Annotated in this window: 8 protein-coding genes; 3 read left to right on the top strand and 5 right to left on the bottom strand. The window is 59.0% G+C overall.

Features of this window, described 5'->3' with window-relative positions; all coding sequences use genetic code 11:
• Positions 1-262: 262 nt before the first annotated feature.
• The gene (locus tag I6L41_RS03980) at positions 263-1,192 is read right to left on the bottom strand and encodes a TIGR01212 family radical SAM protein (RefSeq protein ID WP_216962156.1); all 930 of its coding nucleotides are present in this window, start codon (positions 1,190-1,192) and stop codon (positions 263-265) included.
• A 611-nt stretch (positions 1,193-1,803) separates the two neighbouring features.
• Here I6L41_RS03980 and gltB point away from each other — a divergent pair.
• A complete protein-coding gene (gltB, locus tag I6L41_RS03975; RefSeq protein WP_216962154.1) occupies positions 1,804-6,261 on the top strand; it encodes a glutamate synthase large subunit in 4,458 nt (1,485 codons plus the stop codon).
• Between the two features lie 12 nt (positions 6,262-6,273).
• A complete protein-coding gene (locus I6L41_RS03970; protein ID WP_005346752.1) occupies positions 6,274-7,689 on the top strand; it encodes an FAD-dependent oxidoreductase in 1,416 nt (471 codons plus the stop codon).
• Positions 7,690-7,838: 149 nt separating this feature from the next.
• Here I6L41_RS03970 and I6L41_RS03965 read toward each other — a convergent pair whose 3' ends face one another.
• From I6L41_RS03965 to I6L41_RS03950, 4 genes are all read right to left on the bottom strand, one after another.
• A complete protein-coding gene (locus I6L41_RS03965; RefSeq protein ID WP_139441838.1) occupies positions 7,839-8,600 on the bottom strand; it encodes an amino acid ABC transporter ATP-binding protein in 762 nt (253 codons plus the stop codon).
• Positions 8,597-9,253, bottom strand: a complete 657-nt coding sequence (locus I6L41_RS03960) for an amino acid ABC transporter permease (RefSeq protein WP_216962152.1) — start codon at positions 9,251-9,253, stop codon at positions 8,597-8,599. Before I6L41_RS03960 ends, I6L41_RS03965 begins: the two co-directional genes overlap by 4 nt.
• A gap of 57 nt (positions 9,254-9,310) precedes the next feature.
• Positions 9,311-10,084, bottom strand: a complete 774-nt coding sequence (locus tag I6L41_RS03955) for an amino acid ABC transporter substrate-binding protein (RefSeq protein ID WP_216962149.1) — start codon at positions 10,082-10,084, stop codon at positions 9,311-9,313.
• Between the two features lie 337 nt (positions 10,085-10,421).
• Entirely contained in the window at positions 10,422-11,000 is a 579-nt protein-coding gene (locus tag I6L41_RS03950) for an O-methyltransferase (RefSeq protein ID WP_216962147.1), read from the bottom strand.
• 287 nt (positions 11,001-11,287) lie between these two features.
• Here I6L41_RS03950 and I6L41_RS03945 point away from each other — a divergent pair, with 287 nt between their 5' ends.
• Positions 11,288-12,583: a DEAD/DEAH box helicase gene (locus I6L41_RS03945; protein ID WP_216962145.1), complete on the top strand. Its 1,296-nt coding sequence runs from the start codon at positions 11,288-11,290 to the stop codon at positions 12,581-12,583.
• Positions 12,584-12,664: the final 81 nt, after the last annotated feature.

Below are 12,664 nucleotides of genomic sequence, written 5' to 3'. Positions count from 1 at the left end.
AACCTGTCCAGATAGATCGCGACACTCATCGCCAATTTCCCGGCACAGCAGCAATGGTGGCATGATTCGTTATTGGTAAAAATAATCGGCTCATCAACACCATGCTAACACTGCAATCAGGGTGAATGTCGGAGTTAATTGATAATGACATTTATTATGGCGCACCACTATATCAACCGGCACGTACCAAAACTATAGTTTAGGGTATGAAGTTTTTTATATAACCCTATGTTTTACGTGAAAATAATAATCTGGTGCTCAATTATAGGTCAGGAAGTATGAAGGGTCTGCCAAACGCGTGACCTTGCGGGCCGCTCAATGAGAGTGCTTTGGCAATATCCGCCATGGCCGTCCAGCGATTTTCACACCAGGCTGGCGCCAACAGAGTTGGACGGCGCGCGGAGGCCGAAATCCGGTGATACACCACCTCGGGCGGCGTGTGCTGGATCATGGCAACGGCCGCTTCCACATACTGCTCCAGCGTCAATACCTCAAGGCGCCCCGCCTGCCACGCCTTGCCGAGAGTACTACCCTCAACCACATGAAGCGGATGCAACTTGATCCCCTCAACACCGGTCTCAACGATGCGATGCAGGGTATCGAGGCTGTCCATCGGCACTTCGCCCGGCAGGCCGACGATCAGATGGGCACATACCTTGATGCCGCGCTGATGGGCACGTCTTACCGCATCCTCATAGGCGGCATAACCATGGCCGCGGTTGATCCGTTGCAGGGTCTTGTCATTGGCGCTTTGCAGCCCAAGCTCCAGCCACACCTCGTAACCCCGGGCCTGATAGCCCGCCAACAGATCCAGCACCGCATCCGGCACGCAATCGGGACGAGTGCCCACACAGAGCCCCACCATATCGCTCACTGACAGCGCCTCTTCATACATCCGCTGCAGATATTCGACCTCGGCATAGGTACTGGTATAGGCCTGAAAGTAGGCAAGATAGCGCTTGGCACGGGTGACTTCGTCCCGGCGAGCCAGCAGTTGTTGCACCACGGAGAGTTGCTGAGCCGACTCGTCAGCAAAAGAGGATACATTGCAGAAGGTGCAGCCACCACGGCCCAGGGTGCCGTCACGGTTCGGGCAGGTGAAGGCCCCGTGGATGGAGAGTTTGTGGATCTTCTGACCATGACGCTGCTTGAGATCCTGACCGAATGTATTGACGAGTTCGTGTAACTGCATGACACCTCCGCTAAAGGAGCGCCATTGTACGAGCTTGCGCAAAACAGGGGCTGAGCTGGATCAAGCTAGCGGAGAGGGTAAAACATATAAATACCCGATCAATTTTGAATAAATATAGAGAAAAAGCGCAAAAAAAGAATTTTTACAGTTCTTTGACGATTCAAACAGTAAACATCCATATGAAAATGAGACCTGATAACCCACTGTTGAACAATGAAAAATTCAAAGAGACCCGACAGCACACAATTGCAAGCATGGGATATTGAAAATGTGATCCCTTCCGCTGTCGGCCACATCGGGTTGGTAAAATTACTACATTCGCCCATCGTCGCCGAGCGCACCATTGAGCCCGCCAATGGCGATATATTTAACCAACAAAATCAAACCACACAGAATAAACACTCCATAACTGCGAGCTAATCCCCCTAACCCGACATTTTGTTATGCGAATGTAACCATGAAGACAAACCTGACCTGCGATTGACCTCGCCAGAAAATCCCATTAGTTTGGAGATTCGCCACGTCAGGCAGACGGAACCACAAGAGCCAATCGCAATTTATGCAGTCAGGTGATGACTGTGCGATACAAGGCCGAGCAAGGGAGAAATGCAATGTCACTATATGATCCAAAGCTGGAGAGGGATAACTGTGGCTTCGGCCTGTTGGCCCACATGGAAGGGGAAGCCAGCCACAAGCTTGTCCGTCTCGCGATGTCAGCATTGGCTCGCATGCAGCACCGCGGCGGGATCTCCGCCGATGGCAAGACCGGCGATGGTTGCGGTCTGCTGCTGCAAAAACCGGACAGCTTCTTCAGAGCTGTCGCCGAGGAGAAGGGATGGCACCTTGGCCGCAACTATGCGGTCGGCATGCTGTTTCTCAACCCTGACCCCGTATTGGCCCAGCAGACCCGCGACATCATCGACGAAGAGCTGGAAAAAGAGACCCTGAGTCTGGTCGGCTGGCGCAAGGTGCCTGTCGATACCAACGTACTGGGTACCATCGCCAAAGCCTCCCTGCCCAGCATTGAACAGGTCTTTGTCAACGCCCCGCCCGGCTGGGTCGACAAGGATCTCGAGCGCCGCCTCTATATCGTGCGTCGCCGCATCGAAAAACGCGTCAACGACGACTACTTCTATGTGGTCAGCCTCTCCAATCTGGTCACCGTCTATAAAGGACTGTGCATGCCGGTGGACTTGCCGCGCTTCTATCTGGATCTCGCCGACATCCGTATGCAGGCGGCTATCTGCGTTTTCCACCAGCGTTTCTCCACCAACACCAGCCCGCGCTGGCCGCTGGCCCAGCCGTTTCGCTATCTGGCCCACAACGGCGAGATCAACACCATCGCTGGCAACCGCCAGTGGGCAAAGGCACGCAGCTATAAGTTTGCCACCCCGCTCATTCCCGATCTGCAGGAAGCGGCTCCCTTCGTCAACACCACTGGGTCGGATTCCTCCAGCCTCGACAACATGCTGGATCTCTTCCTCGCCGGTGGTATGGATCTGTTCCGCGCCATGCGCCTGTTGATCCCGCCTGCATGGCAAAAGCACCCGAACATGGATGACGACCTGCGCGCCTTCTACGACTTCAACTCCATGCACATGGAGCCGTGGGACGGCCCCGCCGGTATCGTCATGACCGATGGTCGCTACGCCACCTGCGCACTTGATCGCAACGGTCTGCGTCCGGCCCGCTACGTCATCACCAAGGACAAGTTCATCACCCTCGCCTCCGAGGTCGGCACCTGGGACTACACCCCGGACGAAGTGCTGGAGAAGGGCCGGGTCGGCCCGGGCGAGCTGTTCGTGGTGGATACCAGCAACGGCAAGGTGTGGACCAGCTTCGAGATCGATGACGACCTCAAGAACCGCCACACCTACAAGCAGTGGATGGATAAACACTGCCGCCGACTGGTCCCCTTCGAGCAGATGGACGACAGCCAGACCGGTAGCCGCGAGTTCTCCGACCACCAGCTGAAAACCTATCAGAAGCTGTTTGGCTACTCCTTCGAGGAGCTGGATCAGATCATCCGGGTTCTCGGTGAAAATGGTCAGGAAGCGGTGGGCTCCATGGGGGATGATACCCCGATGGCGGTGCTCTCCTCCGGCCCGCGCACCCTTTATGACTACTTCCGCCAGATGTTTGCCCAGGTTACCAACCCGCCCATCGACCCGCTGCGGGAGAACCACGTGATGTCGCTGGCCACCTGTATCGGTCGCGAGCAGAACGTCTTCAACGAGACCTTCGGCCACGCCCACCGGGTGCTGTTCCAGTCGCCGATCCTGCTCTACTCCGACTTCCACCAGCTGCTGGCACTGGAAGGTGAGTACTACCGTCATCAGGTGATCAGCCTCAACTTCAAGCCCGAAGAGGGGCTGGAAGCGGCCATCTTGCGCATCTGCGACGAGGCCAAAACCGCTGCAAAGAGTGGCACCGTGCTGCTGGTGCTGTCGGATCGCGATATCAGCGCCGACACCCTGCCGATCCCGGCCGCCATGGCGGTGGGTGCAGTGCAGCGCACCCTGGTGGACAACAACCTGCGCTGCGACGCCAACATTCTGGTGGAGACTGCAAGCTGCCGTGACCCGCACCACTTCTCGGTGCTGCTGGGCTTTGGCGCGACCGCCATCTACCCCTATCTCGCTTACGAAACCCTGGCCAAACAGGTTGAAGAGGGCGTGCTCACCATGTCCCTGCGCCAGGCGATGGTCAACTATCGCAACGGCATCAACAAGGGGCTCTACAAGGTGATGTCCAAGATGGGCATCAGCACGGTCGCCAGCTACCGCTGCTCCCAGCTGTTCGAAGCTGTGGGCTTGGCCAAGTCGGTGGTCGATACCTGCTTCCGCGGCGTATCGAGCCGTATTCAGGGTGCCGATTTTGCCGACATCCAGCAGGATCAGCACAATCTGGCCCGTCAGGCATGGCTGGTGCGCAAGCCCCTCCCCCACGGCGGCCTGCTCAAGTTCGTCCACGGCGGCGAGTACCACACCTACAACCCGGATGTGGTGCAGACCCTGCAAACCGCGGTGCGCTCCGGCAACTATGCCGATTACAAAGAGTACGCCCGTCTGGTGAACGAGCGCCCGGTTGCCACCCTGCGCGATCTGCTGGCGCTGAAGAAGGTCGACAATCCGGTCGCGCTGGATCAGGTTGAGCCAGCCGACAAGCTGTTCCCCCGCTTCGACTCCGCCGCCATGTCCATCGGTGCCCTCGGCCCTGAAGCCCACGAGGCGCTGGCTGTCGCCATGAACCGCCTCGGCGGTCAGAGCAACTCCGGCGAAGGTGGCGAAGATCCCAAGCGTTTCGGTACCGAGAAGAACTCCCGCATCAAGCAGGTGGCTTCCGGCCGCTTTGGCGTCACCCCTCACTACCTGATGAACGCAGATGTGGTGCAGATCAAGGTGGCTCAAGGTGCCAAGCCTGGCGAAGGTGGCCAGCTGCCCGGTGACAAGGTCACCGCCCAGATCGCCCAGCTGCGTTATTCCGTGCCCGGCGTGACCCTGATCTCGCCGCCGCCGCACCACGACATTTACTCAATCGAGGATCTGGCCCAGCTCATCTTCGACATCAAGCAGATCAACCCGAGCTGTCTGGTGTCGGTGAAACTGGTCTCCGAACCCGGCGTTGGCACCATTGCCTGCGGCGTGGCCAAGGCCTATGCCGACTTCATCACCATCTCAGGTTATGACGGCGGCACTGGCGCGAGCCCCCTCACCTCGGTCAAATATGCCGGCTCCCCGTGGGAGCTGGGTCTGGCCGAAACCCAGCAGGCGCTGGTCGCCAACGGCCTGCGCCACAAGGTGCGGCTGCAGGTGGATGGTGGTCTCAAGACCGGTCTCGACATCATCAAGGCAGCCATCCTCGGCGCCGAGAGCTTCGGTTTTGGCACCGGCCCCATGGTGGCGCTCGGTTGCAAATACCTGCGGATCTGCCACCTGAACAACTGTGCCACCGGCGTTGCCACTCAGGATGAGAAGCTGCGTCGCGAGCACTTCACCGGCCTGCCGGAGATGGTGATGAACTACTTCAAGTTCATCGCCGAGGAGACCCGCGAGCTGATGGCTCAGCTCGGCGTCACCCAGCTGACCGACCTGATTGGCCGCACCGATCTGCTGGAAGCCCTGCCCGGCCTCACCGCTCGTCAGGCCAAGCTGGATCTCTCTGGCATTCTGGCCCGTCCGGTAGCACCGGCAGGCTCCAGCCTGTTCAGCCAGCAGCACAACCCCACCTTCGACAAGGGGCCGCTCAACCTCAAGATGGTGGAAGATCTGCTGGAAGCGGTGGAAACCTCAAGCGGTGGCGAGTTCCGCTACGACATTCGCAACACCGACCGCTCGGTGGGTGCACGCCTCTCGGGCGAGATCGTCAAACGCCACGGCAACCAGGGGATGGCGGCGGATCCGGTCAAGGTGCACTTCAACGGCACCGCAGGCCAGAGCTTTGGCGTCTGGAATGCGGGTGGCCTTGAGATGATCCTTACGGGTGATGCCAACGACTATGTGGGCAAGGGGATGACCGGCGGCAAGCTGGTGATCAAGCCCCATGTCGGCGTGGCGTTCAAGTCCCATGAAGCGGCCATCATCGGCAACACCTGCCTCTACGGCGCCACCGGCGGCAAACTCTACGCCGCAGGCACTGCTGGCGAGCGTTTCGCGGTGCGCAACTCCGGCGCGCTGGCGGTGGTCGAGGGAATTGGCGACAACGGTTGTGAATACATGACCGGCGGCATCGTCACCGTGCTCGGTCAGACCGGCGTCAACTTCGCGGCGGGCATGACCGGCGGCTTTGCCTACGTGCTCGACGAGTGCGGCAACTTTGCCAAGCGCACCAACCCCGAGCTGGTGGAACTGCTGGACGTGGCGGATCTCGCCATCCATCAGGAGCACCTGCGCGGTATCATCACGGCGCACCTCAATGAGACCGGCAGCTCGCGCGCCGAGGAGATCCTGGCCAACTTCGACTCCTATGTGCCCAAGTTCAGGCTGATCAAACCCAAGTCCAGCGACGTGAAATCGCTGCTGGGTCACACCAGCCGTTCCAGTGCAGAACTCAGAATCCAGGCGCAATAAGGAGGGAACCCTATGAGCCAGAACGTATTTCAGTTTATCGATGTCCAGCGGGTTGACCCGCCCAAGAAGCCGCTCAAGATCCGCAAAATCCAGTTTGTGGAGATCTACGAGTCCTTCAATCAGCCGCAGGTACAGATGCAGGCGGATCGCTGCCTCGAGTGCGGCAACCCCTATTGCGAGTGGAAGTGTCCGGTTCACAACTACATCCCCAACTGGCTGAAACTGGCCAAAGAGGGGCGCATTCTGGAGGCGGTGGAGCTCTCCCACCAGACCAACAGCCTGCCGGAAGTATGCGGTCGGGTCTGCCCGCAGGATCGCCTCTGTGAGGGCTCCTGCACCCTCAACGATCGCTTCGGCGCGGTGACCATCGGCAACATCGAAAAATACATCACCGACAAGGCGTTCGAGATGGGCTGGAAGCCCGATCTCTCGAACGTGGTCAAGACCGGCAAGCGGGTCGCCGTCATCGGCGCCGGCCCAGCGGGTCTCGCCTGTGCCGATGTGCTGGCACGCAACGGCGTCACCCCGGTGGTGTTTGACAAGTATCCGGAGATCGGTGGCCTGCTCACTTTCGGTATCCCCTCCTTCAAGCTGGAAAAAGAGGTGATGCAGCGTCGCCGCGAGATCTTCCAGGGGATGGGCGTGGAGTTTCGTCTCGAGACCGAGGTGGGCAAGGACATCACCTTCGCCGACCTGCTCGGCGAGTTCGATGCGGTCTTCCTCGGGGTCGGTACCTACAAGTACATGAAGGGCGGCTTTGCCAACGAAGAGGCGCCGGGAGTCTATGACGCCCTGCCCTACCTCATCGCCAACGCCAACCGCTTGCTGGGGTTCGAGAAGGCGCAAGCCGACTACATCGACTTCGCCGGCAAGCAGGTGGTAGTGCTGGGCGGCGGCGATACCGCCATGGACTGTGTACGTACCGCCATCCGTCAGGGAGCCGCCAAGGTGATCTGTGCCTATCGCCGCGACGAGGAGAACATGCCGGGCTCCAAGCGGGAGGTGAAAAACGCCCGCGAAGAGGGGGTTGAATTCATGTTCAACCTGCAGCCGGTGGCGGTCGAGCTGGATGCCAGCGGTCGCACCGTCGGCATCAAAGTAGTGAGCACCGAGCTGGGTGAACCCGATGCCAATGGCCGCCGCAATCCGGTGGTCATCGAGGGTTCAGAGCAGGTGCTGGCTGCCGATGCGGTAGTGATGGCGTTTGGCTTCCAACCCAACCCCCAACCCTGGATGGCGGAGTTCGGCATCGAGCTCGACAACCGGGATCGCATCAAGGCCCGCGAGCAGGCGGAATACGCCTTCCAGACCAGCAACCCCAAAGTGTTCGCCGGTGGCGACGCGGTGCGTGGCTCCGATCTGGTGGTGACCGCCATCTACGAAGGGCGCAAGGCAGCCGAAGGGATCATGGACTATCTGGCGGTCTAACCTGCACTTCCCCAGTCAACCCAAAACAGAGCCCCGCCAGTGCGGGGCTCTTCTTTTGAGGCTAGGAATTTAAGGCTCGGAATTTAAGGCTAGGAGTTCTCGCTGGCAGCTTGCCACTTATCACTCCACCCACCTCGTCCGGGGAGCGGCTAGATGCTCCAGCTCTCCGGCAACCGCTCGGTGAGGGTGGAGATGTACTCGAAGGTACGCGCCCGCTTGGGGGTGGTGAACATCTGGCGTGCGCTGCCAGCTTCCACCACCTCACCCGCCTCCAGAAAGATCACCTGCTGCGCTATCTGGGCGGCCAGCCGCAGATCGTGGGTGGCAATCAGCATGGTGGTTCCCTCGCGGGCCAACTGGCGCAGCACGGTCACCACCTCCTGGGCAAGCTCGGGATCCAGCGCCGAGGTGGGTTCATCACAGAGCAGTACCTTGGGCGATGGCGCCAGCGCCCTCGCAATGGCAACCCGCTGCTGCTGGCCACCGGAGAGGGTGGCAGGCACCGCCTCGGCCTTGTGCCTGAGCCCCACCTTGTCGAGCAGTTGCAAGCCGCGCGCCTCCGCTTTCGCTCTTGGCCACTTCAACACGGTCACCAGCCCCTCAATCACGTTTTCCAGCACCGTCATGTGCGGAAACAGCTGGAAATTCTGGAACACCATGCCGGTCTGCTGGCGCAATGCCTGCACGCTCTGGCGAGGCAGATGGTGAGAAAAATCGAGTTCGCTCCCCCCCAGCACCAGGTGCCCCGCATCCGGCCGCTCCAGCACATTGACACAGCGCAACAGGGTGCTCTTGCCACTGCCGGAGGGGCCAATCAGGGCGGTCACACTGCCCGCCACCATGGCAAGATCAATTCCCTTGAGCACCCGCTGCCCGCCAAACTGCTTCTCGATACCACGCAACCGGATCATAGGGCGACCTCCCGGGTCTCTTTGTGGGTCAACTTGCGCTCCAGCCGGTCTTGCAAGGTGGAGAGCACCGAGCTGAACATCAAATAGATGAGGGCAGTCTCGCTGTAGAGAATGAGCGGCTCATAGGTAACAGAGGCGAGCCGCTGGGCAGCCTGAAACAGCTCGGGCACGGTCACTGCCGCCGCCAGCGAGGTGTCCTTGACCAGTGAAATAAAGGTGTTGGAGAGCGGTGGCACCGCAATACGCGCCGCCTGCGGCAGGATCACCCGCCACATCACCTGGGGCCAGTTCATGCCAATCGAATAGGCTGCATCCCACTGCCCTTTCGGGATCGCCGCGAGAGTAGCGCGGATGATCTCAGAGCTGTAGCCGCCGATGTTGAGGGTGAACCCGATCACCGCGGCGGTGAAGGCATCCAGCACAATGCCAGCACTCGGCAAGCCATAGAAAATCAGAAAGAGCTGCACCAGCAGCGGCGTACCACGAATAAGCCAGACATAAAAACGAACCAGTGCCACCAATGGTGTCGGGCCATATAATCTGGCCAGCGCCACCAGCAAGCCGAGCAATATTCCCAAGACAAAGGTGATCAGGGTCAGTGGCACGGTAAAAATAAGCCCCGCTCTAAGCAGGGGCCAAAAAGAGTCGATCATTAACTGCAACCAGGCTGGCACGTTAATTACCTCGCTAGTTATTATTTTCCGGCAATATTATTGCGAGACATCAGTACCAAAATACTTAAGAGATATTTTCTGGTAGCTACCATCCTGTTTGGCAGTGCGCAGTGCCTGATTGATAGCGGCCAGCAATTCCGGCTGTCCCTTGGCGAGCAACACTGCCGATTGCTCCCCCTTCGCCTCGGTCGCCGCCACCCTCAATTTGGCATCCGGTTTCTGTTTCTTGAAGTCGAGGAACGAGAGGCTGTCATTGATGGTGGCATCCACTCGCCCGGTCAGCACCAGCTGTAGTGACTGGTTGAAGCCCTCGGTGGCGACCACCTCGGCGCCCGAGGATTTCGCCAGCCGAGCAAAGTTGCTAGTCAGGGACTGGGATGATTTCTTACCCTTCAGATCCGCAAAGCTGTTGATGCTGTGATTATCGCTGTGCACCACGATCACCGCTTTGGAGGTGATGTAGGGATCTGAAAAATCATACTTTTTCAGCCGCTCCGGGGTGATGGCCACTTCGTTGAGCACCAGATCGTAGCGCTTGGCATCCACCCCGGCGATGAGACCATCCCACTTGCCTTCGACAAACTCCGGCTTCACCCCAAGGCCTTTTGCAATCAGCTCGCCAATCTCCACATCAAAGCCGACCAGCTTGCCGCTCTTGTCGTGATAGGTGAACGGAGGATAGGCGCCTTCAGTGCCGATTTTGATCGCACCGGCACTCTGGATAGCGGCGAGGCTGGACTCGGCTTGCGCCGATGTCATCAAAGCCAGTGGAAGGGCTGCCAGCAAAAACAGGGAGTGCAGTTTTTTCATTATTCACCTCGTTATATTTGTAAACATCCAGCACGCTTGCCAACGATAATCCGGATTACCATGCAATTATTATTTTGAATCCTACTGCTACCAGCACCATTTAATCGGTTCACGCCACATATACGATGACAGTCAATAAACGATTGCACTTGGCGGCACCAGCAAAAAATAACGCGAAGGTTCCCGTTACCAAACCATGAAATATGAAGATGTTAAGTGAAATAATGAATAACGAAAAAGCAGTCCCGCATTCGCTACTGATTGCGGGACACACTGTTTATTCATGATGAATAAACATACACTGCCAGCCCGATACCAAATCCAGGCCATCACCTTGTTACAAACGCACCACCAGCCACTCCCCCTTGCCGACCGGCACCAGCGAGGTGGCAAAGGCCGGATCCTGCCCGACCTCGTTCATCCACTCCACCATCTCGCTGCGATGGGAGATGGCGTTGTCGACCACCAGTAGGTCACGGGGTGCCAGCAGGCGGCGGATCTGCGGCCACCATGCCCGGTAGTGCTGACGATCCGAATCGAGGAAGATGAGCTGATAGCCGGCTTGCGGCAAGGTCGGTAAAAGCTCGCCTGCATCCCCTGCCAGCAAGGTTACCCAGGGGGCCAACCCTGCTTGCTGAAAGTTGTCATGGGCCTGCACGCGCTTATCCTCATCCAGCTCAATGGTGGTAACGTGCCCCTCAAGCCGACGCACCGCTTCTGCCAGCCAGAGTGTGGAGTAACCATTGGAGGTGCCAATCTCCAGCACCGCCTGCGCCCCACGGGTCTGCACCAGCACTGACAGCAACTCCCCCGTATCGCGGGTGATATTGAGCAGCATGCGGTGGCGAGCCTGCTGCATGCTGTCATTGCGCTCGCCAAGCTGCTCCAGCTGGCGTTTTAACTGTTCCAGTTCCATCGATATCCCTTTCGTCCTTGCCCAAATCCGTTCACCCACTGCTCTGGGCTTGGTCTTTGGGAGTCAAATGATTGCTTTCAACCGCCATTCACACCACAAAGGATGAGAAAAGGACAACCATTTGAGGCAGAATTTGTGACGTCTATCTGTTACACTTCGCGCCCGCCATTTTCCGGCTCACTCTCTGACTTGATGTCAGGCGCAGCCGTCGGTGGTTACAACCTCCGTCTCGCTCATGCCGAGCTAACCAAGCCAAACACAGCCCAGCTGGAACACAGGAACCCATTATGAGATTTGAATCGTTCGATTTTGCCCCCGAGATTTTGCGTGCTGTCTCAGATTGCGGTTATCAGGAGATGACCCCTGTGCAGCAACAGGCGATCCCGGCCATTCGCCGTGGCCGCGATGTGCTGGCCAGCGCCCAGACCGGTACCGGCAAGACCGCCGCCTTCGCCCTGCCCATCTTGCAGCGTCTGGTAGACAATCCGGCGCCGGTCCAGCCTTCCAACGCCCGGGTGCTGATCCTGACCCCGACCCGCGAGCTGGCGGCTCAGGTGGCGAGCAACATCAATGACTTCGCCAAGTATCTCGATATCACCACCATCACCATCGTCGGCGGTGGCAAGCAGGACGTGCAGGCCAAGAAGCTCAAAGCGGGCGCACACATCATTGTGGCCACCCCGGGCCGTCTGCTGGAGCACCTCACCGCCTGCAACCTCAGCCTCTCTGGCGTCGAGTGTCTGGTGATGGATGAAGCGGATCGCATCCTCGACATGGGCTTCAGTGCCGATGTGCAGAAGATCCTGCAAGCGGTCAACAAGACCCGTCAAAACCTGCTCTTCTCCGCCACCTTCTCCGACGCGGTGAAGAAGCTGGCCAACCTGATGCTGGACAGACCGCAGATCGTCAGCGTCAACAAGCAGAACTCCACCGCCGACACCGTCAGCCACACCGTCTATCCGGTCGAGCAGAAGCGCAAGCGCGAGCTGCTCTCCGAGCTGATTGGCAAGCAGAACTGGCAGCAGGTGCTGGTGTTCGCCAGTACCCGCGAGAGCTGTGATGTGCTGGTCGAGGAGCTGAACCTCGACGGCATCAAGTCCGCCGTTGTCCATGGCGAGAAGGCCCAGGGCAACCGTCGCCGCGCCCTGCGCGAATTCATGGAAGGCAAGATACGGGTACTGGTCGCCACCGAGGTGGCAGCCCGTGGTCTGGACATTCCGGATCTGGAGTACGTGGTCAACTATGATCTGCCGTTCCTGGCGGAAGATTACGTGCACCGCATCGGCCGTACCGGTCGTGCCGGCAAGCGCGGCATGGCCATCTCCTTCGTCAGCCGTGAAGAGGAGCGTACCCTGCTGGAGATCGAGGCCCTGATCGGCCAGAAGATCCGCCGCATCATGGTACCGGGCTATGAGGTGAGCAGCCGTGACGAGCTGATCAAACAGCTGCAGGAGCGTCGCCGCTTCGGCAAGCGTCCGCAGCGTGAAGATAACGCCGTGGCCCAGGTGATGGCCGAAGCCAAGCTGCAGGGTCAGCGCCTCAAGCGTCTGGCCGCCGCCAAGAAGCCCCGCCAGCCGAAATAAGGCGGACAGTTGCTCTATTGAACCGCAAAGGCGCCACTGGCGCCTTTGCCATCTCTGTCATCGGTGTTGACCCCTGGTGGT

Origin of the sequence: Aeromonas sp. FDAARGOS 1411 (assembly GCF_019047125.1) — a bacterium.
GTDB lineage: Bacteria > Pseudomonadota > Gammaproteobacteria > Enterobacterales > Aeromonadaceae > Aeromonas > Aeromonas veronii.
Note: the sequence above shows the minus strand (reverse complement) of the source record. Positions and strands in the feature narration are given on the sequence as shown.